Source organism: Prevotella sp. oral taxon 306 str. F0472, from assembly GCF_000257925.1.
GTDB lineage: Bacteria > Bacteroidota > Bacteroidia > Bacteroidales > Bacteroidaceae > Prevotella > Prevotella vespertina.
Genome location: NZ_AJIN01000011.1, coordinates 54850 through 80996, shown reverse-complemented (window position 1 = coordinate 80996; position 26147 = coordinate 54850). Strand labels below are relative to the sequence as shown.

The following is a 26147-nucleotide window of genomic DNA, read 5'->3' as shown; positions in this document are numbered from 1 at the left end:
GGTAACCCCCTACCCATTCGCTGGGTACGATCGTACTTCTTCGCTGGGTACAACTCTACCCATTCGTTGGGTACAAAATAGTCTACGAACAATCGCGAGAACTACTGAAACGCCTCTGCCCTGTACCCGTCGCTGCGGAAGTTGTGGTTCACGATGACGTAACCACTGAGGAAGTACAGGAAGTACGCATAGTCGCTGTACCATGGGTAAGTACTTGACGACCAATAGTAGCCACGGCTGCCAACGTAGTTCAGCTGACCAGAGCTGTAGTAACCCAAGGCGGGCAGGTAGAAGTAATTGCCTGCATCGGCTGCGGAAGGGAGAGTCTGAGATACAGACCAGGTTTGATTTTTGTTGGTTGTTCGCCAATCGCTTCCGTCTACTGCGCTGTTAGGGTTGTATCCGCTTATGTTTGCTTTCTTCTTAAACCACATACCACCTTTATATAAATGACCCATTGTTGTCCATAGTTCGTCTGCGTCCCAACGGGGGTCGCCCTTGGCAGCGTACCAGGTCATTTCATTTACGTTAGGAAGACCTGCGCAACTCTGGGTAGCGTCGAAGCGACCTGAACCGCCGCCTTCGTGGTACCAACGAGACACATCACTGTTACTCTGCGCATAATTTGATGAACTGCTACCGTTTAGTGTTGGCTGACCTGTGTTTCCTGACAAGTGCTTTGTCCATTCGTAACCCTTCCAGTATTGTTCCTGTGCATCCCACATGTAATAATGGTCGCCGTCATAATTACGTACGTTAAGGTTAGCAGTCATGTCGTAGTAGGTGTTGGAAGCGTATGCAGTAGCAGGAAGAGTCTTCGTGATAGCACCCTCTACGTTGGTTGCTACGTCTTTTACCCAATAACGTACCTTTAAGGTATGAGTTCCTGGCTTGATGACCATGTAAGCACCGTTAGTAGTTACGCTGGCTGCGTTGTTGGTCAGTGGGAAACCGTTGCTATAGCTGCCGCTGCCAGTTGTGGTTAAGACAATTTTATCACACCTGTAACTGCTGAAGCATCTAAAGCACCTGTAGTTGTATTGACGGTGTAGGTCTCAGCAATATCGTTGTCGGAGCTTACCTCCACCTTTGTTAAGTAGCAGTCATGTAGGACAGTGTTGCTTATGTAAGGCTGGAAAACTAAGTAAGCTGGCTGATGCTCTAACTCAAATGCAAACTGATTTTTACCTGTTATCTTGTTTGCAGTTGCTGTACCATAATCGCCTGCTGTACCGAAGTGCTCGGTATTGTCTGGAGCTGTCTGGCTCTGGGCGGTGGAGATAGTTACAGAGCTGCCGCTGCTATTCTTACCCAAGTAATAAACTTCATAACTGCTATGGGCTGTAAACTTACCGGGAACTTTATACTTAAAAGCAGCCACCTTTTGCGTTGGGGCATTCGTGCTCTTTCGCAATACGCCATCGTCGTCCTTTACGTAGATATAATCGCCTGCCTCCCAAGAGAAGTCACTGCTATTGTAATCTAGTGATGTGCGGGTCTTTGCCTCATCACCTGCTACGAAAGTCGTTAGGTTCTTATCGTTATCATCCTTTGGGTTTGTCGGGTTCTGTGCTACATCCTCGTTAGCACAGGATGCAAAAGTCAAGGCTATGCCGAATACGAGTGCCAAGGACTTTAGCTGTGCGGTGAATGAATGTTGTTTCATTGTTTTCTTCATTTTCTTTGTTCTCTTTGTTAATAACTCTCTGTTAGTCTTCCCATGAAGATGCGCTCTCATCTTCTAAGTCTTCATCATTCCATAAGCCTGACTCTTTGGCAGGAGCTGATGGACCAGCAGCCTTGTGAGCCTTCTTATGCTGGGTAGTCGGAAAGGACGTGTCCATCAAATAAGTGGTTTCGCTTACCTGAATTATCATACACTCTGGTGCAGAATAACTCTTCTTTACTTGATTTTTTCTCATTACTTCATTGATTAAAATAGCTGTTATTTCGTTCTTATTTTGCTCTAAATCGAGTTCACAAAAGGGCATAAAAAAGCGAACAAAGGAAACTCTTGAAAGTCCTTTGTTTACAGGGGTTACGGCACGCTTCGCGCGCGCGTATGCGAGAAGAAAAAATGTGTTATTAGACGCTAGGTGCGCATATTGTGTGTGTGTGTGTGTGTGTGTGTTAGCAAATTATTTGGATTGACCAAAGATAAAGTGCAAAAAGATGCAAAGAATCGGATAATTCTTTGCAGTACTTCGTTCACTTGATATGTCATTGCTAACTGTTTCACGGCGGCAAAGGTAAGGCTTTCTTTTAATTCAGCCAAATAATCTTAATAAAAACTTTGTTTTATATCGGGATTCAAACCAAAATGCCCAAGACTATTAAAGTCCTGGGCATCTTATAATAAGATTCTAATTATATACTTTATGCAGCTGCAGCAATCCACTCATATACGAAGCTACAAACTCCGAAGAGAAGAATGCCTGCCATACAAACTGCCAAAGCGAACTTTGTATTGCAATCGCTCTTGAAGGTTGGCAATGGATTGTCTGTACGTACGATATACATTGCTTTCACAATCTTCAAATAGTAGTAGAGTGAGATAACTGTATTAATTAATGCGATGAAGACAACAGCGTATGACCAGGCTCCCATCGTGGTATTAATATCTGCACCATTAACGCCAGACATAAATACGAAGAACTTTGAGAACATACCTGCAAATGGAGGAATACCACCAAGTGAGAACATTGCTAAAGTCATCAAGAAGCTCAGACGTGGGTTAGTCTGATAGAAGCCATTATAGTCGTCAATGTTGGTCTTACCGCCATTATTCTGCTCTACAACAGAGATGATTGTGAAGACTGCCATATTAGCAACAACATAAATCAGAACGTAATAGCTCAATGCACTCACCGAGCTAGCCCAGTCGTTGCCGATAGCTGTCAACATGATATAACCTGCCTGAGAGATTGAACTGAACGCCATGAAGCGTTTCAACTCATTCTGACGCACGGCGAAGAGGTTAGCAATGGTGATAGAAAGTACAACGACTATCATCAACAATACGTGCCAATACTCAACGATTGCACCAAAGACATGGAACAGGATACTCAACAATGTAAAGGCAGCTGCACCTTTTGATATCACGCTCAAATAACCAGTAACGGTTGTTGGAGCACCTTGATAAGTATCGGCAGTCCAGAAGTGGAATGGAACGAGAGATATCTTGAAGCCAAGACCACTAAAGAAGAATACGAGTCCCATGATAGTTAGTGGGGTCGCATGCATCTTAGTTGCTATATCAGCAAAATAAAGCGTACCGAACTCACCATAAAGGAAGCTAATACCATAGAGCATTACGCCACTTGAGAAGGTAGCTGTCAAGATAAACTTAGCTGCAGCTTCCGCAGAGTCATTACGATACATATCGAAGGCAACTGCACATGCCAAAGGCACTGATGCCATCTCAAGCCCGAGGAAGAACATCAAGAAGTTACCTGCACTCATCATGGCAAACATACCGAGGAGTGTTGAAACTATCAGCATATAGAATTCACCCTCCTTACCGCTCTTCGCAGCCCATACACGACTCTGAAGGATAACAATGAATGTACCCATAGAAAGGATAGCCTTCATCACGTTTACAGCAGAAGAGGTAACATACATACCACCAAATGCTGTCTGTGCTTCCATAGGGAGCAAACAAACAAAAGTATTTATCAGAAGGAGCACCGAAGCCAGCGGATTGAACCACTTGCGCTCTTCAGTCTTTGCCGTTGCAAAGTCGGCAACGAACAAAACAATCAGGATGGCAACGAGACTGGCCTCCGGAATCATCTTAAAGAAATCACTATAATTCATTACGCTAGTTTATTAAAGATTACCTAATGTTGGTACATATGTTATGATGTGGTCAAATATAGGATGAACAGCATCAATAATCATATTCTCGAAGAAGAGTGGGCAGAGACCTAAGCCTACAACGCAGAAGATCAAGCAGCCAATAGCGAATCGCTCGTCCCATGTAGCATCGTGTAACTCATAGAACTTCTTGTTAGGTATGGTCTGGAATAGTATCTTACCAACAACACGAAGAATATAAACCGCTGTGATTACAATCGCTGTACAAGCAATGATTGTTGCTACGCGATGGAACATACCTGCATTCTCAAACGAACCCACGAAGATAGTCATCTCAGCTACGAATCCAGAGAAACCAGGAAGACCAAGGTTAGCAAGACCTGCTACTACATAAGAGACTGCAAGGAATGGAATAACCTTCATCAAACCACCAAGATAACGTACGTCACGGGTTCCAGCACGGTGATAAATCATACCAATACATGCGAAGAACAAGGCTGTCATCAAACCATGAGAAAGCATCTGGAGGATTGCACCTGTGATAGCTGTCTGTGTGGTCATAACCAAAGCGAAGAGTACCATACCACAGTGTGAAACTGAAGAGTATGCGTTGATATACTTCAAGTCGGTCTGTACACATGCAGAGAGCGCACCATAAACAACCGAGATAGTTGTCAGAACTAGGAAGATAGGAGCCCATGTCTGCAAAGCATCAGGCATCAAGAACATAGCAATACGCAAGCAACCATAGCCACCAAGTTTCATCAATACACCAGCATGGAGCATTGATACTGCTGTAGGCGCTGAAGCGTGACCATCAGGAGACCATGTGTGGAATGGGAATAAAGCTCCAAGAACACCAAAGCCAATGAATACGAATGGGAAGAAGATGTTCTGAATATTCTTAGGCATCGCATGCATACGTGCCAACTCTATTACATCCATCGTGGTAGCACCACTGAAGTAATAGATACCAAGAATACCCAATATCAAAAGAGCTGAACCACCCATCAACATCAAAGTAAGCTTCATTGCTGAATATTCCTTTGGACCTGTTCCCCATACACCGATGAGGAGGTACATAGGTATAAGGGCAACCTCATAGAACATGAACATGGTGAACATATCCGTTGAGATAAAGAAGCCAAATACACCTGAAGCCAAAAGTACAAACCAAAGGAAATACTCTTTCTTCATCGGCTCAAGTTGCCAGCTAGCAAAGGTTCCTGTAAAGACAATAATAGCTGAAAGCAAAATCATCACAACAGAGATACCATCAACACCCACCGAGAAGGCAATATGCATAGGCTTGAACCACATCACGGAGTTTGCCAGTAGCATTGCATCATGGTTACCAGCATTACGCTGCTGAACAAAATAGACAGTCAACCAGATAGCACCAATCAAAAGTGCCGTTGAGCCGGCTACCATCACACCACGTACCTGATTATCGTTCTTGGCTACCCATAAGCCACAGAGCATCAGGACGGGGATTATTACAAATACAGTTAATATCCAACTCATTTTATTATATCAAACAAAGTAAGATTAATGTTAATGCTACAGTTCCGGTAATAAACCATACGGCATATTGGCGTACATCGCCACTCTGCCAAGAACGGATTGACTCACCTGCCTCTTGTGTACCCCAAGCCATGAAGTTGAATGTACCATCGATAACATGACGATCGAACCATGCGATTGGAATAGAGAAGCAACGGAATACTATCTTATGTGTGAAGAATTGCCATGCGTTATCTATATAGAATCTATTAAGGGCTGCCTTGTGCAGACGTGGGAAGGTACGCTGTAAGGCATCAGCTACTGGCTGCTTCTTACCCATATACATCCAAGTAGCAAGGGCTATACCGATAACGGCTGCAATGATACTTGTTGTTGCAATGCTCCAATCTATATGAATATCATAGTTTAAGCCATTGGCACTTACGAAGTGACCAAATGGTATCCAACCAGCACATACAGAAATAGCAGCGAGGAATACCAATGGTCCCCACATTACGAAAGGTACTTCCTGTGGACGACGACGATTCTCTGGATCTTGCTCATAATAAGACTCACCCCAGAAGATTACGTAGTAGAGACGGAACATATAGAATGCTGTCATACCAGCTACAAGTGTCATAATCCACTTCAAAGCCTGTCCTTCTACACCAGGAAGTGCATTACATGCTGAGATAATCTCATCTTTTGAGAAGAAACCTGCAAATGGTGGAATACCAGCAATAGCTAAACAACCAATCAAGAAGCAGATGTTTGTAATTGGCATGTACTTGTGCAGCCCCCCCATATACTCCTTAAAGTTACTACCAATAATAACAATGATAGCACCAGAGCAAAGGAAGAGTAGAGCCTTGAACATTGCGTGAGTGAAGAGGTGGAACATTGCTGCCATATAGCCAAGACCACCATGATGGAGGAACTCTGGACTATTAAATGATCCTTCTTTACTATCATAGAAACAAACACCAAGTGCAACAAGCATGTAAGCAATCTGTGAGATGGTTGAGAATGCCAAACCACGCTTAATATCACGCTGAGCACAAGCTACTGCTGCTGCATAGAAGGCAGTAAATGCTGCTATCCAAGCAATCCAATGGAGCTGTTCCTGTGCGCCAAACTGAACATAGATAGGCAACAACGATGCTACTTGGAATACACCAGCAACAACCATCGTAGCTGCGTGAATCAATGCAGATACAGGTGTTGGTCCCTCCATTGCATCTGGCAACCAGATATGCAATGGGAACATTGCAGACTTACCAGCACCACCAATGAACATTAAGAATAGTGATGTTGGAAGTACCCAAGTCAATGCTGAATTTGAAGCTAATGCCGTCAACTTACCAACTAGCTCTGGATTTGTATGAAGGTCATAGTTGAAAGTTCCTACATAGAAGCTGAAGAACAAAATACCTATCAAGAAGAACAAATCAGCAAAACGTGTAACGATAAAAGCCTTCTTACTAGCATGTACTGCAGTATGCTTTGGATAATAGAAACCTATCAACAGATATGAACAAACACCTACCAACTCCCAGAAGAGATACATCTGAAAGATATTAGTTGCTACTACAAGGCCAAGCATTGACATCGTAAAGAGTGACAGGTAGGCATAGAAACGTTGGAAGCCATGCTCATACTCCTCAAACTTGTAGTTCTCATCACGTTCAGCCATATAACCGAATGAATAGATGTGAACCATAAAGCTGACAGTAGTAATAACGATTAACATCATCACACTGATTGGAGAAAGACGGAAACCAATATTAAAGGTCAAAAGCTCAGTAAACTTTAACCATGTTAGATTAAAGACGGTAACAGTTGGATAAGTACCATTAGCTAAACGACCGTCAGTAACATGGAAAGTCTCTCCCATTGCTGTATACTCTCCCGTATAAAAGAAATAGTGATAAGCTGTATAGAGACTGAGCACAAATAACGTTCCCAACACACAGGTGCCAATAATACCAGCAACCTTGCGTGGCATCTTCATTCCGAACAGACCAAGTACAATAGCACTTAGGAACGGGAGAAGAAGTATCAAAAATGCGTAATCAAACATATTTGTTTCTCTTTATAATTTCATATTTTCAATACTGTTCACCTGATCGCTGTGGAAATGACGGTAAACATTGATAATAATAGCGAGTGCAACAGCTGATTCTGCTGCGCTTACACCAATAGAAAAGAGCGTAAAGAACATACCCTCATATCCATCAGGGAAAAGCAGACGATTGAATGCTGCAAAATTGATATCAACGCTATTAAGAACTAACTCTACGGAGATTAGCATTGCAACAAGGTTACGACGAGTTACGAAACCAAATACTCCGATAAAGAATAAGAGTCCACTAAGGACAAAGAAATATCCAACAGGTATCATTTGCTTCCCTCCTTCTTTTTATTATTCAGAATAACTAGGCCACCAATAATACATGCCAAAAGGAATACAGAAATAAATTCAAAAGGAAGTACATATCCATATTTATCTGCACTCATCAAGTTCTGACCAATGGTATCCATCGTTACTTCTTTTGACAACGTATCACCATTAACAATAGTACTATTGATTAAAGCATTCTTTAGCAATACAACAACTACAGTTGCAAAACCTACTAATGCTATTGCTGCTGCAAGAAAAGTACGCTTACCTAACCATCGTTCAGAGAGTCCTTGCAATGTACGTTTGCTCACCAATTGGATTGCAAAGATATACATCATAGTAATACCACCAGCATAAATGCTTATCTGAGCAGCACCAAGGAATGTGTAATCGAGCAGGAAGTAGAGACCTGCAACACCAAAGAGTACAAACAGCAATGCTGTTGCTGCTCGCATGATACGTTTCGTCGACACGCAGAATATAGCTGAAGCCAATATTACAACGGCGAGAATCGCAAACATAATTAATCTTGCCATATCCCTTACTCCTTATTTCTTTTTAGTATTGAATGTTCCAACTTTCCAATCTGCTCCACCCTCAATAAGTTTTGGTAGCGAACCACCATTATATATTTCCTTATCAAGATGAAGAACTAGCTTAGAACGATCAAACACAGCATTTTCAAAATCATTTGTAAACTCAATTGCATCGAAGTTACAAGCATTCACACATAACTCACAAAACATACAATCGCCCAAATCATACTCATAATCGAGAAGTTGCTTCTTCTTCTTACCAGTTTCTGGATTAGTAACCATCTCTGAAGCAATCTTGATGGTTCCATTAGGACAAGCCTTCTCACACATAGTACAAGCTGTGCACTTGTAGTTTTCATTTTCGTCACGTTTAAAGACCAAACGACCACGATGACGTTTAGCAACGTGAAGGGTTGTCTTACGATTCTCTGGATACTGCTCGGTAGACTTTGGTGTGAAGTATTCCTTCATTGTCACCTTCATACCTGTAGCAAGAGTCTTGAGCGCAGAGCCAACCTCACCAAAATATGATTGTTTTTTCTCTTCCATTCTCTTTAACCATTAATAGTGAATGTCCAACCGAATGCTACACAAATAGTCATCAATACAAGGATGACAAGTGACAATGGCATAAGGTACTTCCACTCTAATTTCAGAATCTGATCAATGCGAAGACGTGGGAAAGTCCACTTAATCCACATCAACAAGAATACCACAACGAATGTCTTACCAAGGAACCATACAATACCAGGAATATAGTTCATAACGGCATCAAAGCCTTCAAGACCAATATTCAATGGAGCCCAGCCACCCAAGAAAACTGTGGTAGCAATTCCTGATACAACAAATAGGTTAAGGTATTCTGCAAGGTAATAGAAACCAAATCCCATACCACTATACTCGGTATGGTAACCCGCAGTCAACTCACTCTCAGCCTCAGCTAAGTCGAAAGGACCACGATTTGCTTCTGCATTACCGGCAATACAAAATACGAGGAAAGCCAATATTGCAGGGATATGCCCTTGTATAATCAGCCATTGCCAAGGACCTGTTTGTGCTTCCACAATACCTGAAATCTGCATTTTACCTGTGAGAATAACTGCAGAAATTAAACAGAGTCCTAAAGACAACTCATAAGAAATCATCTGTACCGCACCACGCATAGCAGAGAGAACAGAGTACTTATTATTACTTCCCCAACCTGCAAGGAAAATTCCAAGAACGCCAATTGAACTAATAGCCGTTACAAGGAATATACCCACATTAAAATCTAAGATATTAGCTCCATTATTCCATGGAAGGAAAGAGAAAGTTCCTACTGAAGCAATAATAACCAAAAATGGAGCAAGATAATAAAGCAATTTATCAGCCTTATCAACTGCAAAAATCTCTTTGATTAACATCTTCAATACATCAGCAAAGACCTGTAAGGTTCCCCACCAACCTACTCTAACAGGACCTATACGGCACTGGAAGTAAGCACAAACCTTACGCTCCATAAAGATAAGTACTATTGCAAGTAAAGCATAAGCAAGAAGTATTGCTAATCCCACCACAACGCACTCAATCAGAATGGTCCAGAAATTACTTAAGCCACAAGTGACACGTAGTAATTCGTCGAACCATGTTGTTACTATTCTAAAATCGAACATAGTATGATTTTAATTCTTAATTGATTACTTTTATGATAAACCTTGTTAACGGTCAATATCAGGGATTACGAAGTCAAGTGCAGCACCAGTAGTAACCAAATCGGCTATCTTCTGACCACGCAACATCTTATCCATAGCACCAACAAGTGTCAATCCCATTGGACGGAACTTCAAACGATAAGCAGTTTTATCACCTCTTGAATCTAAATAAGCACCAAATTCACCACTTGCACCCTCAACAGAGAAGTACCACTGACCTTCTGGAACTTTAATAATTGGCTTCTGCTTGATATAGAACTCACCCTCAGGAATATTATCAATCAATTGCTCTATAATATTGAGACTCTGATAGATTTCCTTAATATGACAGAAGTAACGATCCATAGAATCACCATTTGTCAATGTAATCTCTTCAAAGTTCACCTTATCATACATCGCATAAGGATGATTCTTACGAACGTCATTTTTCCAACCGCTAGCACGACCAGCAGGACCAGTCACACCATAGCTGATACAATCTTCTTCGTTCATAACACCAACACCTTCGAAACGCTGATGTGTAATTACGTTATCACCAAAGACATCAACATACTCCTGAATCATTGGACGAAGATACTTACAGAGTTGCTTTACATTTGACACAAAGTTTGGATCAATATCAGCCTGCAAACCACCTATTCTATAATAGTTCTGTATCAAACGACCACCTGTTGTCTCCTCCATTACATTGAGGACATGCTCACGGTCACGCATACCATAAAGGAATGCTGTAAGAGCACCTAAGTCCTGTGCACAACAAGCTGTATAAAGAAGGTGATTGTCTATACGCTGTAACTCATCCATAATAGTACGGATATAGAGAATACGCTCAGACAATTCAATTCCCATACCCTCTTCTATCACACCCACAAGTGCATGACGATGCATCATAGCTGACAGGTAATTCATACGATCAGTCAATGCCAATGTCTGAGGATAAGTAAACTGTTCACAAAGTTTCTCTATACCACGATGGATATAACCTAAGTGTGGATAGATATTAGTAACTGTCTCACCATCTAATACTGTTTGTAAACGAAGTACACCATGAGTAGAAGGGTGCTGCGGACCAATATTAACAACAAAGTTGTCATCAGTAAACAAAGCATGTTGTGTTCCTACAAGTTCACCATTCTTGTTTAAGTTCCACTCTGTTGTTGTATCAAGTTCAACATCGTCTTCCGTAGTATACATATTCTTTGCAGGATCCATATCGTAATCCTTACGAAGAGGATAACCCTTAAAGTCATTGCGTAAGAAGAGACGACGCATATCTGGATGACCAAGGAACTTAATTCCATAGAAGTCATAAACCTCACGTTCCAACAAGTCGGCATCAGCCCATAACTTAATAACAGAAGGAATTACATATTCCTCTCCTACCTTCTTTGCAAGCTGCTTTACAGAACAACGCTCATGTGTTTTTGTATTCTCAAGAATATAAATACATCCAAGCCCTTCTTCTGCACCAAAGTCTTCACCGACAACAGTTACAAGGTAATCGAAATGCTTCTCATTCTTCAACCTTGCCATCTCTGTAGCAAAGCTATCAAAACCGAATTCTTTATTTTCTAGTTTCATTCTCGCGTACCTTATATATTATATGTTAGTTGCACTTTCGTCAGCAGCCTTCTTTGCAGCATCTATCTGATCGATTTCCTTACCCAACTTCTCAACATCTTCTTTTGTTACAGGCTGGTTAACGACAATCGTTTCCTTCTTAGGTGCTGCCTCTACTGGAGCAGCAGAAACAGGCTTTGCTGCAGGTTTAGCTGCAGATCGAGCAGGCTTAGGAGTTGGCTTATGTGCTTCTTCCCATGCAGTTTCACGCTTCTCTTTAATTTCTTCAGGATCAATACCCAATTTCTCCTTAAATATCAGTTCGGCATTACTTTTACCCAACTCACGCTCTTCAGCTGTCTGCTTATGATTAACACCCCCAAAGAATTTCTCAACTTTAACCTTACGTTGAAGTTGCATCATTCCGTAAATAATAGCCTCTGGACGAGGAGGGCAACCTGGGATATATACATCCACAGGGATGATCTCATCAATACCACGCATAACATGATAGCTATCTTTGAAAGGACCACCTGAAATAGCGCATCCACCAACAGCTATAACATACTTAGGTTCTGCCATCTCATCATACAAACGTTTCAATGCTGGTGCCATTTTATTAGTAATAGTACCTGCACACATTATCAAGTCTGCCTGACGAGGAGAGTTACGTGTAACCTCAAATCCAAAACGAGAGAAGTCGTAACGTGCACAACCAACAGCCATAAACTCAATACCACAACAAGAAGTAGCGAAAGTCAATGACCACAGAGAATTACTACGCCCCCAATTTATAAGTTGATCCAAGTTACCAAGAACGAGGTTAGTACCACCATCGTTCAGTTCGCTTGCCATCTTACTGAGCGTATTATTGTCCTTCCATTCATCGTATGGAAGAGACTTGATTTTTGGCTTTCTTATTTCCATTCAAGCGCTCCTTTCCGCCATGCATAAGCAAGGCCAAATACTAATACCAACATAAAGAACCCAATGGTAGCTAGTGCTAAAGGTCCAAATGTCTTAACAACAACAGCCCATGGGTATAAGAAAACTGTTTCCACGTCAAACATCAGGAAGAGGATCGCAAAGAGATAGTATCCGATATGCACGGGTAACCAAGAGGTTCCATAAGTCGGAATACCACACTCGAAAGGCTCACCTTTCACCGGATTGTACGAACGCGGACCAATCAACTTAGCTATGGCATACGCTGCCACTACCAAGAATGCGGCCGTTATCAGAACGGTAACAAAAAGTGTGAAATACATAAACTTTATATAGCTATAATTTAAATATGCAATCTTGTTCTTGTGAAACTTGTTTTAAAACAAATGCAAAGATACAAAAATATTTGAAAAGCAAAGCAATTCTATTAAAAAACATACTCTTATTGCAAACTCCACTTTACAAATAATCTTCTAACGGCTCCTTATTACTCATTCATCTTTCTTATTTTTAGCCCACTTTATAGCTAAAGGTAAGAGAGGAAAGACAGAATAAATTAACGATGATAGTCTATCAGCCCTTCAATCGGAGAAGCAAGTACTTTATCAACACTATAACCGAATGATTTAGCGCATTTTCTCAACTGCGTTTCATAAGCAGCAGCAACGCCTCCTACAGCCGATATAGAATATACTGAGCCTTTAGAATATCTCATAATATTCTTTTCAAAGAAGTTAGCTAAATTAGACAATACGAGTTCTTCTAACTCTGTCTTCTCCAAATTAGCATGAATAAACTTTGAGATACTAGCTAAATAACGATTAGCTAAAGGTTGACGATAGACTTTACTGATTATATCTGAATAAGTTAAGCCTGACCATGACAAGTAAGCGTCACCAACTTCTTTGGACAAGCTCCCTTTAAAGATACCATTCAGGAACAGCTTTCCTAACACTGCTCCACTTCCTTCGTCACCGAGGATATAACCCAAAGGTGGAACATTCTCTACGATCTCTTTACCATTATATAGACAGCTATTAGCTCCCGTCCCTAAGATACAAACTATTCCTGCATGATGACCACAAGTAGCTCTTGCTGCACCTAATAAGTCGCTCTGTACCTCAACGTTAGCTAAGGGGAAGGATTTTGAAAGTGCTTTACACACTTTTATAGATAAATCAGCAGTACAACCAGCACCATAAAAGGCGACACTAGTAACCTCACTAATAAGATCAAAAGGCTCGCTGAGTTCCGCACCTCTTATGCTCTCTTTTAACGCAGGTTTCAGCTCCGTTTCTAATACGTTGAAAATTATATCCTCCGATTGATGAAAAGGATTTAAGCCCTGTGTACGAACTTTAAGGATAACATTAAAACCATCATTAGGTGTGCCCACTAATGCCCAATCCGTTTTCGAGCCACCACTATCAGCTATTAATATCATTGTATCTTTTTGTATGCAAACTTACACTTTTTTATTGATTTATAAGCATTATGGTAACAGAAATAAGTTTCATGACATATCTTTAGTATCATTTTACATAAACAGCAACTGCAAAATCATAAACTTTGCTTATCTTTGCATCAATTATTGTTTAAACAAACTGTTTATCACCACAACCCAGAAGTATGTATAAAAAGATACTCTTCATTACTATCTTGCTGTTTATCATTACACTCCCAGCAAGTGCCGTATTACAGGAAGATTCATTGAAGAACTCACTCTCCGTTCTCCGTCATGAGTTAATTGCACAACATCTTGAACAAACAAAGCAATTAAACAACTCTAAGTTTATTAGTGAGCAAGTGATGAATCAGCTAAAAGAGATTGGAGAACACTCTACCCAGGTGTCGCTCATGCTTTATTCTCAAAAGACGGATAACATCTTTGATTTAACTTATGCCTGCCAAGAGGCTACCGAACTATGGAAGGATTTTCAGAGTAAGTCGCGCCCCTTTCATGACCTTATCACCCAGAGTAAGGAGGAGATTGCTCGTTATGATTCTCTTATCAACGTGCTCAGTACAATGTACACCTTTGGCATGACAGACAAGATGAAGACTGACCGCAACGTTTGTTTAACGCTTGCCGTTAGCATACGTCGAATGTTGCAAGAGCGTAACGACTCTTATCAAGAATATATACAATATTACCAATACAACCAACAACAACTTCAATCGCTCGATACGTATGCACAAAAGAGATATGAAGAGATACAGACGAGCATCTTTACAAATAGCGGAGAAAATTACTTTAAATTCCTACGCAATGCTCCAACACTTATCTCTCAAATGAGTTCTAACCTTTCTGAGAAATACACGCCACAACGAGTCGTGCAATCTCAATGGGATGTAAGGTGGCTCATTACGCTCTTTTCCATGATACTCATCTATGGTTTAGTGGCAATACTCATCAATTATTTAAGCATTCGTTTCCTTGTTACGAAAGTAATGAAAACGAATCGGTTTGAGCAGAAAAGTAGTGCTTTTCTTGCCAAGCGAACATGTATTATTATGGTGACATCAATCATTACTTTTAGTATCATTCTCGTCATCATCAAGATTCTTTCGCCCTCCAACTTTGTTCACATGGCATGCAACCTTTTGCTTGAATACACATGGTTACTTACTGTTATCTTTGCCTCATTGTTATTCCGTGTTAGTGGTGCACAAACACACAACACCTATCGCATATATTACCCTCTTATTTTTGTTGGCTTTACCGTCATCACCTTCCGTATTGTGATGTTGCCAAGCTCCATAGTAACACTCGTATTCCCTCCCCTCTTATTGCTCAATGCTTTGTGGCAGGCAAGGATGATTTACAAGCACCGCTTGCAAATTCCTAAATACGACTTATACCTTGCTTACTTCTCACTCACGGTATTCGTCTTCTCGCTGATTAGCTCAATAATAGGCTATACCATGCTGGGCGTCCAAGTCTTTATTTGGTGGATGATGCAATTAGCATGTATATTAACGATAGCGTTCTTCCATGATTATCTTGATCAATATAGGGAGAGGTATCCTGAAAAGAAATTGTCAATCGTAAAGACTTGGATTATCAGATTTATATACAATGTATTCATACCATCATCATTGGTATTGTCTTTCATCATCTCAATTTATTGGGCAGCAGATGTCTTCAACCTTAGTGATATAACATGGAGGTTATTCCGTGCTAACTTCATTGATTCTGATAAGTTCAAGATCAGCATCTACTCTATAGCCATGGTTACAGTCCTTTGGTTCATCTTTAACTATCTCAATCACACGATCAGGGACGCTATAAAACAATTCTTAAAGAAGAGTGACCCTACAACAGCTGCAGCTAGAAGTACGATGTTTATCAACGTCTTACAAGTAGTTGTATGGGGCGCATGGTTATTGACGACTTTAAGTATATTCCAAATCAGCAACACATGGCTAGTTGTTGTAACTGGCGGCTTATCAACTGGTATTGGTTTCGCCATGAAAGATATTCTTGAGAACATCTACTATGGTATATCATTGATGACAGGACGAATCAAGATAGGCGATTATATTGTATGTGATGGCATACGTGGACGTGTAAGCTCTATCAGCTATACCTCAACAATGCTTGAAGCACTAGATGGATCAATCATTGCCTTCCAAAATTCACAGCTCTTTACGAAGAACTATAAGAACATGACAAAGAATCATGGATATGAGCTTGACATCCTAGAAGTAGGCGTAGCATACGGTAGTAATATCAATGAAGTTAAGAAAATGCTGATTGATGCCATCACCGCACTAGACATTACTTACAAGAAAAAGAAGGTAATGGTCTTACTAAAGAGTTTTGATGATAGCTGCATTACACTAAAAGTACTTGTATGGGTTAACGTTTTCACGCAAGGACTTGATGATAGCATTATCATGGAATGTATTTATGATACGCTCAATAAGAACGGTATTGAAATTCCATTCCCACAACGTGAGATTACAATTAAGAATCAATGAATGTTGAGAACTTTATTTGTCTATCCACCCCTATTGGACCTGCTCCTGGTCCCGGCGGTGGCGGACAAGCAAAGGCTAATTATTTCTTTGACGAAGAAGATGAATCTGCTTCTGATTTTTCGGAATCTGATTCGGAGGAATCAAAGGGGAATTAAGACGTATTTAAACGACTGATAAGAAACGCAGAAAATTGTTCGCGAAGAATTTGAAAAGAGTTCGCGAACTATTTTTTATGCCTCTTATTATGGTGCCAAATTCGTAAAGCACGGGTGTCGGACTCGTAGACTACGGGTGTCGGATCCGTGGGGCACGAGTCCGACACCCGTACCCCACGAAAGTACATTTCGTTGATGTTAACAGTTCCGACTTAAAAGTTAGAAAGAAACTCGTATGCTGTTGGAAGAAAATTTATATGCTGTTCCCCGTAAATTTCCAACGTGTTTGCGATTTACGGGGAACGTGTTAGAAGAAAATTTATATACTGTTCCCCATAAATTTATATACGGTTAGAAATTTACGGGGAAGCGATTAGAAATAAATTTATATCAAATAAAAATTTTCGGCTAACCGTATATAATTTGAACATTGACCTTTGAGTTTTGAGTTTCGACCTTTGAGCATTGAAAAATGTTACTGTGCTTTATGTCTTTTAAAACACAGAATAAAAGCCAAAAAGAAGAGGGATATATCACTTTAAATGATATATCCCTCTCTTTATCTTCTATCTAAGGGCGATTCCTTAGAAGTTGTAATAAGCACCGAAAGTAATATTATTACCATCAAGGTTTGCACCCCATGCGTGGCTGTCCTTAGATGCGCCCTTTACCTTAATTGACTGCCAACCAGCGAAACCTACGTGAGCAACGAAGCTAACCTTCTTGTTGAGGTTTACAGCGATACCTGGCTTCAAACCTGCTGACCATGCGTTAATCTTGCCATGATAGTGTGTATAACCCAAATTACCATCAACGAAAGCGTTAACGTACTTAGTGTGTACAAATGTGTAACGAACGTAAGGCTGTACGGTGATGTAGTTACGTAGGTTATCCTGCTCAATCTCTGTAGGAGCACCCTTACCCCAACCAATTACAGTACCGATAGCAACATCTTTGTTAACATTGTAACCGATTTCTGGCAATACCTTGTAAGTAGTTACTGCATCATGAGAACCTTCCTTTGAAGAACCAATACCTACACCACCACCAACATAAACCTGGGCGTTAGCAGCTATAGCAACAAAGGCTACAGCAAGTGTCATCAAAATCTTTTTCATCTTAAAAGCTTTAATTGTTAATACTAAATATAAAATCTTTCTACCTGTAATTATAACCCACATACGGGGTACATAATGAATTAAATCCGCTGCAAAGGTAAAGTGTTTTAATCGAAAACTCCAAATTTTATCAATAAGATTTGGTACATTTACGTAAACAAAGGTTAAAACCTTGTGCGTTAACCTTATTATATATAACTTTGCACAAACACTTACAAGGAGAAGTTCAATTAAGTTATGAAACAGGAGTAGTCCTACCGAATTATGAACAATAAACCCACTTTCATTGCAGGTCCCTGCGTAATTGAGAGCTCAGAGCTCCTCTGTTCTGTTGCAGAAGAGTTGGTTAGGCTTAACGAGAAATACAATATTAATATCATTTTTAAGGCTAGCTTTGATAAAGCTAACCGAACAAGTATAAACTCTTTCCGTGGTCCTGGATTGGAGAAAGGATTGAGTATGCTTTATGATATTAAGCAGAAGTTTGGTTTAAAACTACTTACTGATATTCATGAGAGCGATCAAGCAGAACCTGTAGGCGAAGTTGTTGATGTTATTCAGATTCCTGCCTTCCTTTGTAGACAAACAGATTTGTTAGTAGCTGCAGCAAAGACGGGCAAAATTGTGAATATCAAGAAGGCACAATTCTTAAGTGGACGAGACATGAAATATCCCGTGCAGAAATGCTTAGAAAGCGGTGCAAAAGAGATTTGGCTTACAGAACGAGGCAACTGCTTTGGTTACAACAATCTAGTTGTAGACTTCCGTAACATTGCAGATATGAAGGAGATTGTTCCGAATGTTATCATGGATTGCACGCATAGTGTACAACGTCCTAGCGCAGGAGATGGTAAGACAATCGGCGATCGGAAGTTTGTTCCTTCTATGGCATTAGCAGCTAAGGCTTTTGGTGCTACAGGTTATTTCTTTGAAGTACATCCAACACCAGACCAAGGCTTGTCTGATGCAGCCAACATGCTAGAGTTAAATAAGTTAGACGAATTAATTAGCAAGTTAATATGATTGGAGCAGAGGAAAGATTAACACATGTAAGAGACTACGCTATACAATGTATCAAAGAAGAAGCTGATGCGACAATCAATCTTATCAATCAACTTGATGAGAACTTTGAGAAAGCTGTCGACTTGATGTTTCATTGTACAGGGAAAGTCATTGTGACAGGAGTTGGTAAAAGTGGAAATATTGGAGCGAAGATAGCTGCAACACTTTCTTCTACAGGTACACCTGCTTTCTTCGTTAACCCATTGGATGTATATCATGGTGACTTAGGGGTAATGAAAGAAGATGATGTTGTACTGGCGTTGTCAAACTCTGGTCAGACTGATGAATTACTTCGCTTTATACCGATGGTTCTCCACATGAATATTCCAATCATAGGAATGAGTGCGAACCCCCATTCACTTCTAGCTAAATACTCCACAGCCCATCTCAAGGTTTGGGTTGAGAAAGAAGCGTGCCCGCTAAACCTAGCACCAACAAGTTCAACAACAGCTGCTTTGGTTATGGGCGATGCACTTGCAGTGGCTTTGATGCGTGTAAGAGACTTTAGACCACAGGATTTCGCTCAGTTCCATCCAGGAGGTGAGTTAGGTAAGCGCTTACTGACAACTGCACAAGATGTCATGATATCAGAGAACTTGCCTGTTATCCCTAAGGAGATGCACTTAGGCGAAGCAATTATCCATGTTAGCAAGGGGAAATTGGGCTTGGGTATAGCTTTATCTGGAAAGAAGATTGTAGGTCTGATTACAGATGGTGACATCCGACGGGCTATGGAAAGATGGCAAGCAGAGTTCTTTAACCATACAGTCAAAGATATTATGACAACAGAGCCTAAGATGGTTCTTCCCAACATTAAAATTACAGAAATACAACAGATTATGCATAGACATAAAGTACATACAGTCTTAGTATGTGATGAAGAAAAGAATCTTCTGGGAGTTGTCGACCATTATAGTTGTATGATTTAATACCTTATATTCTCATTGAGTTAATACCAAGAAAGGAGTATTCCTACAAGAAAATGGCAAAAAGGAAACAAGAAAGTTATAGAAAACTTATCATTACTTGCATTTGTACATTCATAGCCCTACTCTTCCCCTATCCTCTAACGGCTAAGACCTTTGAGTATAAGGGTAATGGTAAGGAATTAGCAAATAAGGATGGAAGAGCAGACTCAATGCTTGTATGCCAATTACGTCACAAAGGAATAAGCTTTTCACATAATAACTCGGTTACTCTTCTTTGTACTGGTCAGGAGAAGTTCGACGACTTGTTCAAAGCAATAGACCAAGCACGTTCGAGCATTCACTTAGAATACTTCAATTTTCGCAACGATTCAATCAACGACGAACTCATACGCCATTTAGAGAAGAAGGTGAGACAAGGTGTTGAAGTGAGAGCTATATTTGATGGATTTGGGAATGCCAGTAATAACCAACCCATGAAGAAGAGTACTTTGAGGGCAATTCGCAAGAAAGGAATAGAGATATATGAGTTTAAGCCTATAGAGTTCCCTTGGATACATGATATCTTCAATCGAGACCACCGAAAGATAGTTATCATTGATGGTAAGATAGCCTATACAGGTGGGATGAACGTGGCTGACTATTATATAAAAGGTACGAAAGTCGTTGGCTCATGGCACGATATGCACTGCAGGATAGAAGGTGATGAGGTAAACACTTTACAGAACATCTTTCTAAGAATGTGGTATCTTGTTTCTACGAAGCAGGTGCATGGAGCAAAATATTATCGCGGTATATCGAACGCTGACTATATCAAAGGATTAAAACCAGATACTTGTAAAAGTGCTGGTAAAAAGATGGTTGGTATCATCAATCGAGAGCCACAAGTCAGCAAAGATATTATCCGTTACTTCTATGTTAACGCCATCAATGATGCAAAGGATAGTATAAAGATCATCAATCCTTACTTCACGTTAAGTCCTACTTTAAAGAAGGCTTTGCGTAAGGCTGTAAAGAGGGGTGTGAAGGTTGAGATATTGTTGAGTGTAAGGAGCGATATACCTTTAACGCCAGATTGTGGGTTCTATAATGCTCATCAGCTGATGAAAGACGGATGTACGATATGGTTATACAAGGCAGGTTTTCATCATACAAAGATTATCACAGTGGACGGACAATTCTGTACTGTTGGGTCTGCAAACCTCAACTCACGAAGTCTAAGGTGGGACAGAGAGGAGAATGCAGTTATCGTTGATAAATGTACAACCCATGAATTGGATACTCTCTTTGAGAATCAGAAGAAAGATAGTTTCAAGCTAACAGAGGAGCTATGGAAACAATGGCGAACTCCATGGCAACGCTTTAGAGGATGGTTTGCACATCTTCTGTCACCTTTCTTATAAAGGGAGAGGAAAGCTGATTAGTATTAATAAGGTACAAAAAAGACAAGACTTAATGGAAAAGTCTTGTCCATAAACGATAAGAATTTATCATTCTATATCTTATTAATGTCAATGTAACCATGCATAACGGCATAGATAGTCAATGCAGATACGCTTTTCATACCTAACTTATCCATAATATTCTTTCGATGTGAAATGACCGTTGTCAAACTTATATTAAGTTTTTCGGCTATCTCTTTATTAATCATTCCTTGAACTATCAAAGATAAGACTTCTATCTCACGATTGCTCAATATCTTATTCTTCAACACTTGTGGAAGTTCAGGTAAGTTCTTTCCACCCGAATGTCCATACTGTTCTATCTTTAAAATTGCTTTAACAAGTTCCTCCTCAGGCACATTAATACAGAAACTATGAAAGCCTGATAATTGAGAATTAGGGTTCTTGGTAATTGTTAGTACAATAGTCTTATGTATGCGTTGAGAAAAGAACTGCCTATTTTCTAAGACTATTACTTGTGCTACAAAATAGTGATAGAATGAATCTGGTTGAGCCTCTTCAAACTCTTGGAATGAAGAAAAGGTCTCTACAGACATGATTGGTATCACATTCTGCAATATCTGTTTTAAGCCTAGGACTGCAAGTGTATTAGGGTCTACGATAGCCATCTTTGGGCGACCCATTTTCTTCATTTCTACATTCTCCATACACACTGACCAAGATATAAATTAATTTTAGAAAAGGATAGTAAGAAGAAACATCATATACCCTATCTATAGATAATTATAATTTCACACTACTTATATCCACCAAATTGTTGACAATAGCATAGATAGTCAAACCCGCAGGAGAATGTATCTGTAATTTCCTTGCTATATTCCGACGATGCGTAATGACAGTATTCGTTGATATACAGAGATGGTTGGCAATCTCTTTATTAGTCATTCCTTGAGCAACAGAAACGATAACATCTTTCTCACGATCGCTAAGAACTTCATTCGATTCTGGACTCTGTGTTATCATGTTAGAGATCTTTACACTAACATCATTTTGCTTACTCTTCTGTTCTAATCGCCTAATAACAGGAATAAAGATATCATCCTCAACTAAAGCATGCTGGTCGAGCCATTCCTCACAATTATATATATCATATAATGTGGCAGTGAGACGATTATTATGATGGGAGTCAGAAGGAAGATACTTTATGATAATACTCTTTAACTCACGCAACTTATCATCTGTCTGGCTATGATGCTTAGAGTAGGTTTCTACATCATAAGTATCATTAGTCTCACCTTTTAATAAAGAGTCAACATAAGGAAAAACATTCTTTTCCTCATATTGCATATGATTACGAATAGAATGAGCATACTCGTCATAAAGGCGAAGTATGAGTCGAGCAAGGTTATCATTCTCATCCAAGGCACCCGTCAATTCTCTTCGAATGAAAGGCAATTCGTAGTCAAGATAATAAGTGTGACTCGCTCTGAGATACTGCATAAGAGTGGGTATTGATAACCTATCAAGATCATCAAAGCCTTTATAACCATTAATAGTATAATTCACAACTGACAAGAACGTATATGTATCAACATTCTGGTCATTACAAACTTCTCTTACCGTTTTATCTCCAAAGCCTAAGCTAATGCCAAAACAACCTAAACTCTGTAATAGACTATAGTTGTCTTTGATAAGGTTGATCATCTTATCATCAGGCTCATACATCTTTTGATTCTTCATCTTGTCTTTCCGTAATGATATCGTATGCAAAATAACAAAAAAAAGTTCAATAACACAATAGGAATCATCAAGTATTTAATCTAATATCCTAATTTATTAGTACTAAAAGCAGAAACAACCTTCCCTAACACATGACTTGTATAGCTCAAAACGTACAACAAAGTACAAATATTTAGCGAAGTAATCTAATACTATATCTAGTTAAAACACAACATAATACGTTGGATCTCATGAAGAAAAGCCTTACAATAAACAAATACAACAAAATCATGAAATATTAAAGGTACTCTTTTACGTTAGAAAAGAGTACCTTCTAAAGGCAAAAAGAGCATCTCTTTGCCCTAAAAAGAGCATATATACGAAAGAATAACAATATTATCAATCCCAAAGTTTAAAATGGAACAAATACAACAATACCTATTAATTGTGACTCAACAAATGAGTTTTTCGGTCTAAAGTAATACTAAAATAGATAAAAATTCAATAGATATAGGTATTGCCTTATTCAATAAAAGAAAGTAACTTTGCAAACGAAATAATAATAAATAATAGACAAGAACTCTATGAATAATTTTACATTCGGGATTATCTTTGGAGCACTCCTAGCAGGAACGACTACTGCACGAGCACAAGTAAACGCTGCTGACTCTGTAATGAATCATGTCAAAGGAAACAAATTAAGTCTTGGTGGTTATGGTGAGGCTGCTTACTCACGCAACTTCTATAGCGATAATGGTAATCGTTATACAACACCAAGTCTCTATAAGAAAGACCCAAGTCATGGTCGATTTGATATTCCTCATGCAGTTATCTACCTTGGTTACGACTTCGGTAAAGGCTGGTCAATGGGTAGTGAAATAGAGTTTGAACATGGTGGTTCTGGTTCTGCTATTGAATATGAAGCAGATGAAGCTATTGAGTTTGAGCACGAGACAGAGAAAGGTGGAGAAGTAGAGCTGGAACAATTTTGGTTACAAAAATCATTCGGAAAAGCTTTCAATATCCGTGCTGGTCATATCGTTGTACCATTCGGCTTAGTGAATGCTCATCATGAGCCATTAAACTTCTTCACTGTTTATCGTCCAGAGGGAGAAAACACAATTCTTCCAAGCACATGGCATCAAACCGGTATATCTTTCTGGGGACGTAAGGGTGACTTTAGCTATGTAGCACAAATGATTGCAGGATTGGATGCCTATCACTTTAGTCGTGCTAACTGGATACAGAAAGGTACGTCAAGTCCTTTCGAGTTTGAGGTCGCAAATAAATATGGTTTCCTTGCACGTGTAGACAACTACACTATCCCTGGTCTTCGCATTGGTGTTAGTGCTTATGCAGGACAGGCGATGCACAATAACGTACCACATGATAGCGAGAAGGGTGCAAAGAAGAAGATTAAAGGTAATGTTTATCTTGGTAGCTTAGACTTCACCTATAATAAATACAACTGGATTGCAAGAGGTAACATCGATTATGGTTACGTTAGCAATGCAAAAGAGATTACACAGCTTTCTTATCCAAACGTTCAATATGTTAAGCCATACGAGTCGGGGAATGGTAAATACTTCGGTAGTCATGCTATGGCAATGATGTTTGAAGTAGGTTACGACATCTTCTCTCAAATTAATAAGATGCGTGCCGATAATCAGAAGCTCTATATTTTCGGTCACATTGAGCATTATGACTCTTATATTCATGCCACAACCAAGCAATGGACTAACAGAACCATCCTTGCAACAGGTATCAACTACTATCCTATCCCACAGATAGCTATCAAGGCAGAGTACAACTATCGTAATCTTAAGAAAGGATACAACGATGAACCTTCTATAAATATAGGTATTGCATACGAGGGCTTCTTCCTATAAGAGAAAACACTATTATAAATTATCATTAAATAAAGATTGTAATGAAAAAAGTAACAAAACTCGCAATGTTCCTTCTTGCAGGAACATTAGCTACAGGCTTCGTATCATGTAGTAGTGATGATGATGAGCCTATTAACACAACAATTCTCACACCAGAACAGCAATCTGCTTTAAGCCAGGCTGCAAGCGAAAGTAGAGCAAACGCTAATAAAACAGAGATGGGCAAGGTTGTTGCCAACTACATTAATGAAGTTGTTAAACCTACATATTTAGACTTGGCAGAGAAGTCTGATATCCTTTATAAGGCTTGCCAGAATCTTTATCAGAAGCGTAAAGCAGGTACTTTGACTCAGAGTGATATTGATGCAGCTTGTGAGGCTTTCAAAGGAGCACGTAGAGATTGGGAGCAGAGTGAGTCATTCCTTTATGGCGCAGCTTCTGATAATGAGATTGACCCACATATCGACTCATGGCCACTCGACCATGATCAGTTGACAAGAGCATTGAATGATGCTTCCGTTATTGCTGGTATCAATGGTGAGAACCCAACCAAGTATGTTTATGACAACAATGGTAACTTCGACTCTGTGTTAGGTTTCCACGGATTGGAGTTCGTTCTCTTCCGTAATGGTAAGAATCGTACAGTAGCAGACTTCAATGCTGAGAAAGAGACAGAACAAGGTCTTACAAGTGTAAGTACTGTAAACGAAGCAGCCTTTGCAGCAGCTGTTGCAGGTGACCTCCGTAACATGACTTACCTTTTGGAATATGGCTGGTTAGGTACAAGTATACCAACTTCTCACGTGAACCAGCTTGCTGATGCAATGTGGGTAGTTAATGGAACACGTCACAAAGGACTTTCTCCAAAGTTGATTCCATACCGTGATTACTCACAGTTCGCCACTACAGAGAATGGTATGTTTGCTTCATGGCATGAGACACTGAACAATATATTCATTGGCGGATGCTCTGGCATCTGCGAAGAAGTTGCTTCACAAAAACTTGGTCAGGCTTATCGTAAGGCTACAGGTACTGGTACGGCAGACGATGCAGCTAACTACATCGAGTCACCTTATAGTAAGCGTTCATTCCAAGACTACCAGGATAACATCTATTCTATCAAGAATTCACTCTATGGCAAACGTGGTACAGAGACAATCTCTACTCCAGCAAAGAACTCTATCATGAACTTCTTGAAAAATAACAATTATCCTAAGTACAATGAGTTGAACAACGCTCTCAACGAGGCAATCGCATCTTTGGAGACAGCTAAGAAGAGCGGTATTGCCTTTATTGATCAGCCTGGTCATCCACAGGTTAAGAATTGTATTGAAAAGGTTGATGCCTTGAACGAAGCACTTAATGCAGCTGGTACATGGATTAATCAACAGACTGACAAGTAAATTAGTACTTGTATATCTGAAAATCAAAGATAATTA

Annotated in this window: 22 protein-coding genes and 1 pseudogene; 7 read left to right on the top strand and 16 right to left on the bottom strand. The window is 39.8% G+C overall.

The genetic code is table 11. The features are described from left to right. Positions 1-101: 101 nt before the first annotated feature. From HMPREF9969_RS01405 to HMPREF9969_RS01345, 13 genes and pseudogenes are all read right to left on the bottom strand, one after another. Positions 102-1678, bottom strand: a pseudogene (locus tag HMPREF9969_RS01405) (hypothetical protein). A gap of 31 nt (positions 1679-1709) precedes the next feature. Further along, the gene (locus HMPREF9969_RS01400) at positions 1710-1922 is read right to left on the bottom strand and encodes a hypothetical protein (RefSeq protein WP_036894641.1); all 213 of its coding nucleotides are present in this window, start codon (positions 1920-1922) and stop codon (positions 1710-1712) included. A gap of 454 nt (positions 1923-2376) precedes the next feature. Next, on the bottom strand, positions 2377-3816 hold the full coding sequence (locus HMPREF9969_RS01395; protein ID WP_009434080.1) for an NADH-quinone oxidoreductase subunit N: 1440 nt from the start codon (positions 3814-3816) through the stop codon (positions 2377-2379). A gap of 12 nt (positions 3817-3828) precedes the next feature. Further along, complete coding sequence (locus HMPREF9969_RS01390; protein WP_036894595.1) at positions 3829-5340, bottom strand: NuoM family protein; 1512 nt, start codon at positions 5338-5340, stop codon at positions 3829-3831. Positions 5341-5344: 4 nt separating this feature from the next. Continuing rightward, the gene (locus HMPREF9969_RS01385) at positions 5345-7399 is read right to left on the bottom strand and encodes an NADH-quinone oxidoreductase subunit L (RefSeq protein WP_009434134.1); all 2055 of its coding nucleotides are present in this window, start codon (positions 7397-7399) and stop codon (positions 5345-5347) included. Positions 7400-7411: 12 nt separating this feature from the next. Continuing rightward, a complete protein-coding gene (gene nuoK / locus HMPREF9969_RS01380; RefSeq protein WP_004360908.1) occupies positions 7412-7720 on the bottom strand; it encodes an NADH-quinone oxidoreductase subunit NuoK in 309 nt (102 codons plus the stop codon). After that, on the bottom strand, positions 7717-8256 hold the full coding sequence (locus HMPREF9969_RS01375; protein ID WP_009434127.1) for an NADH-quinone oxidoreductase subunit J: 540 nt from the start codon (positions 8254-8256) through the stop codon (positions 7717-7719). The genes nuoK and HMPREF9969_RS01375 overlap by 4 nt, the downstream gene beginning before the upstream one ends. A 12-nt stretch (positions 8257-8268) precedes the next feature. Then, positions 8269-8805, bottom strand: a complete 537-nt coding sequence (locus HMPREF9969_RS01370) for a NuoI/complex I 23 kDa subunit family protein (RefSeq protein ID WP_009434224.1) — start codon at positions 8803-8805, stop codon at positions 8269-8271. Positions 8806-8810: 5 nt separating this feature from the next. Then, positions 8811-9908, bottom strand: a complete 1098-nt coding sequence (nuoH, locus tag HMPREF9969_RS01365) for an NADH-quinone oxidoreductase subunit NuoH (protein WP_009434167.1) — start codon at positions 9906-9908, stop codon at positions 8811-8813. 45 nt (positions 9909-9953) lie between these two features. After that, a complete protein-coding gene (locus tag HMPREF9969_RS01360) occupies positions 9954-11528 on the bottom strand; it encodes an NADH-quinone oxidoreductase subunit C (RefSeq protein ID WP_009434062.1) in 1575 nt (524 codons plus the stop codon). An 18-nt stretch (positions 11529-11546) separates the two neighbouring features. After that, a complete protein-coding gene (locus HMPREF9969_RS01355) occupies positions 11547-12434 on the bottom strand; it encodes an NADH-quinone oxidoreductase subunit B (RefSeq protein ID WP_009434199.1) in 888 nt (295 codons plus the stop codon). Further along, complete coding sequence (locus tag HMPREF9969_RS01350) at positions 12425-12775, bottom strand: NADH-quinone oxidoreductase subunit A (protein WP_008822630.1); 351 nt, start codon at positions 12773-12775, stop codon at positions 12425-12427. The genes HMPREF9969_RS01355 and HMPREF9969_RS01350 overlap by 10 nt, the downstream gene beginning before the upstream one ends. A gap of 233 nt (positions 12776-13008) precedes the next feature. Beyond that, entirely contained in the window at positions 13009-13896 is an 888-nt protein-coding gene (locus tag HMPREF9969_RS01345; protein WP_009434154.1) for an ATPase, read from the bottom strand. A 185-nt stretch (positions 13897-14081) separates the two neighbouring features. On the opposite strand from HMPREF9969_RS01345, the gene HMPREF9969_RS01340 reads away from it, so the two are divergent. Together HMPREF9969_RS01340 and HMPREF9969_RS12965 are read left to right on the top strand one after the other, a co-directional pair. Then, on the top strand, positions 14082-16436 hold the full coding sequence (locus HMPREF9969_RS01340) for a mechanosensitive ion channel family protein (RefSeq protein ID WP_009434035.1): 2355 nt from the start codon (positions 14082-14084) through the stop codon (positions 16434-16436). Next, positions 16433-16591 (top strand): hypothetical protein, encoded by a 159-nt coding sequence (locus HMPREF9969_RS12965; RefSeq protein ID WP_009434098.1) that lies wholly within the window; start codon positions 16433-16435, stop codon positions 16589-16591. Before HMPREF9969_RS01340 ends, HMPREF9969_RS12965 begins: the two co-directional genes overlap by 4 nt. 584 nt (positions 16592-17175) lie before the next feature. Here HMPREF9969_RS12965 and HMPREF9969_RS01335 read toward each other — a convergent pair. Further along, positions 17176-17709, bottom strand: a complete 534-nt coding sequence (locus tag HMPREF9969_RS01335) for an outer membrane beta-barrel protein (RefSeq protein WP_036894587.1) — start codon at positions 17707-17709, stop codon at positions 17176-17178. A 264-nt stretch (positions 17710-17973) separates the two neighbouring features. On the opposite strand from HMPREF9969_RS01335, the gene kdsA reads away from it, so the two are divergent. The 3 genes from kdsA to HMPREF9969_RS01320 are packed head-to-tail and all read left to right on the top strand — an operon-like array spanning position 17974 to position 21100. Beyond that, positions 17974-18732 carry a 3-deoxy-8-phosphooctulonate synthase gene (kdsA, locus tag HMPREF9969_RS01330; RefSeq protein WP_009434084.1) on the top strand — a complete coding sequence of 253 codons (759 nt, stop codon included), beginning with the start codon at positions 17974-17976 and terminating at the stop codon, positions 18730-18732. Further along, positions 18729-19700, top strand: coding sequence for an SIS domain-containing protein (locus tag HMPREF9969_RS01325; protein WP_009434097.1), 972 nt, complete (start codon positions 18729-18731; stop codon positions 19698-19700). The genes kdsA and HMPREF9969_RS01325 overlap by 4 nt, the downstream gene beginning before the upstream one ends. Then, positions 19688-21100, top strand: coding sequence for a phospholipase D-like domain-containing protein (locus tag HMPREF9969_RS01320; RefSeq protein ID WP_036894586.1), 1413 nt, complete (start codon positions 19688-19690; stop codon positions 21098-21100). Before HMPREF9969_RS01325 ends, HMPREF9969_RS01320 begins: the two co-directional genes overlap by 13 nt. A 92-nt stretch (positions 21101-21192) precedes the next feature. Here the strand turns inward: HMPREF9969_RS01320 and HMPREF9969_RS01315 are convergent, their stop codons facing one another. Together HMPREF9969_RS01315 and HMPREF9969_RS01310 are read right to left on the bottom strand one after the other, a co-directional pair. Next, on the bottom strand, positions 21193-21807 hold the full coding sequence (locus HMPREF9969_RS01315; protein WP_009434138.1) for a response regulator transcription factor: 615 nt from the start codon (positions 21805-21807) through the stop codon (positions 21193-21195). Positions 21808-21883: 76 nt separating this feature from the next. Continuing rightward, a complete protein-coding gene (locus HMPREF9969_RS01310) occupies positions 21884-22840 on the bottom strand; it encodes a LuxR C-terminal-related transcriptional regulator (protein WP_009434169.1) in 957 nt (318 codons plus the stop codon). A 563-nt stretch (positions 22841-23403) separates the two neighbouring features. Here HMPREF9969_RS01310 and HMPREF9969_RS01305 point away from each other — a divergent pair. Continuing rightward, complete coding sequence (locus tag HMPREF9969_RS01305) at positions 23404-24708, top strand: hypothetical protein (protein ID WP_009434142.1); 1305 nt, start codon at positions 23404-23406, stop codon at positions 24706-24708. A 41-nt stretch (positions 24709-24749) separates the two neighbouring features. Further along, complete coding sequence (locus HMPREF9969_RS01300) at positions 24750-26111, top strand: imelysin family protein (RefSeq protein ID WP_009434178.1); 1362 nt, start codon at positions 24750-24752, stop codon at positions 26109-26111. The last annotated feature ends 36 nt before the right edge of the window (positions 26112-26147 follow it).

Bases quoted from the DNA above. Each gene is read 5' to 3' on its own strand.
- HMPREF9969_RS01310 (WP_009434169.1), bottom strand. From the start codon at position 22,840: ATGAAGAATCAAAAGATGTATGAGCCTGATGATAAGATGATCAACCTT.
- HMPREF9969_RS01395 (WP_009434080.1), bottom strand. From the start codon at position 3,816: ATGAATTATAGTGATTTCTTTAAGATGATTCCGGAGGCCAGTCTCGTT.
- HMPREF9969_RS01335 (WP_036894587.1), bottom strand. From the start codon at position 17,709: ATGAAAAAGATTTTGATGACACTTGCTGTAGCCTTTGTTGCTATAGCT.
- nuoH (WP_009434167.1), bottom strand. From the start codon at position 9,908: ATGTTCGATTTTAGAATAGTAACAACATGGTTCGACGAATTACTACGT.
- nuoK (WP_004360908.1), bottom strand. From the start codon at position 7,720: ATGATACCTGTTGGATATTTCTTTGTCCTTAGTGGACTCTTATTCTTT.
- HMPREF9969_RS01325 (WP_009434097.1), top strand. From the start codon at position 18,729: ATGATTGGAGCAGAGGAAAGATTAACACATGTAAGAGACTACGCTATA.
- HMPREF9969_RS01305 (WP_009434142.1), top strand. From the start codon at position 23,404: ATGAATAATTTTACATTCGGGATTATCTTTGGAGCACTCCTAGCAGGA.
- HMPREF9969_RS01340 (WP_009434035.1), top strand. From the start codon at position 14,082: ATGTATAAAAAGATACTCTTCATTACTATCTTGCTGTTTATCATTACA.
- HMPREF9969_RS01360 (WP_009434062.1), bottom strand. From the start codon at position 11,528: ATGAAACTAGAAAATAAAGAATTCGGTTTTGATAGCTTTGCTACAGAG.
- HMPREF9969_RS12965 (WP_009434098.1), top strand. From the start codon at position 16,433: ATGAATGTTGAGAACTTTATTTGTCTATCCACCCCTATTGGACCTGCT.
- HMPREF9969_RS01375 (WP_009434127.1), bottom strand. From the start codon at position 8,256: ATGGCAAGATTAATTATGTTTGCGATTCTCGCCGTTGTAATATTGGCT.
- HMPREF9969_RS01390 (WP_036894595.1), bottom strand. From the start codon at position 5,340: ATGAGTTGGATATTAACTGTATTTGTAATAATCCCCGTCCTGATGCTC.
- HMPREF9969_RS01400 (WP_036894641.1), bottom strand. From the start codon at position 1,922: ATGAGAAAAAATCAAGTAAAGAAGAGTTATTCTGCACCAGAGTGTATG.
- HMPREF9969_RS01315 (WP_009434138.1), bottom strand. From the start codon at position 21,807: ATGGAGAATGTAGAAATGAAGAAAATGGGTCGCCCAAAGATGGCTATC.
- HMPREF9969_RS01350 (WP_008822630.1), bottom strand. From the start codon at position 12,775: ATGTATTTCACACTTTTTGTTACCGTTCTGATAACGGCCGCATTCTTG.
- HMPREF9969_RS01300 (WP_009434178.1), top strand. From the start codon at position 24,750: ATGAAAAAAGTAACAAAACTCGCAATGTTCCTTCTTGCAGGAACATTA.
- HMPREF9969_RS01355 (WP_009434199.1), bottom strand. From the start codon at position 12,434: ATGGAAATAAGAAAGCCAAAAATCAAGTCTCTTCCATACGATGAATGG.
- HMPREF9969_RS01345 (WP_009434154.1), bottom strand. From the start codon at position 13,896: ATGATATTAATAGCTGATAGTGGTGGCTCGAAAACGGATTGGGCATTA.
- HMPREF9969_RS01385 (WP_009434134.1), bottom strand. From the start codon at position 7,399: ATGTTTGATTACGCATTTTTGATACTTCTTCTCCCGTTCCTAAGTGCT.
- kdsA (WP_009434084.1), top strand. From the start codon at position 17,974: ATGAACAATAAACCCACTTTCATTGCAGGTCCCTGCGTAATTGAGAGC.
- HMPREF9969_RS01370 (WP_009434224.1), bottom strand. From the start codon at position 8,805: ATGGAAGAGAAAAAACAATCATATTTTGGTGAGGTTGGCTCTGCGCTC.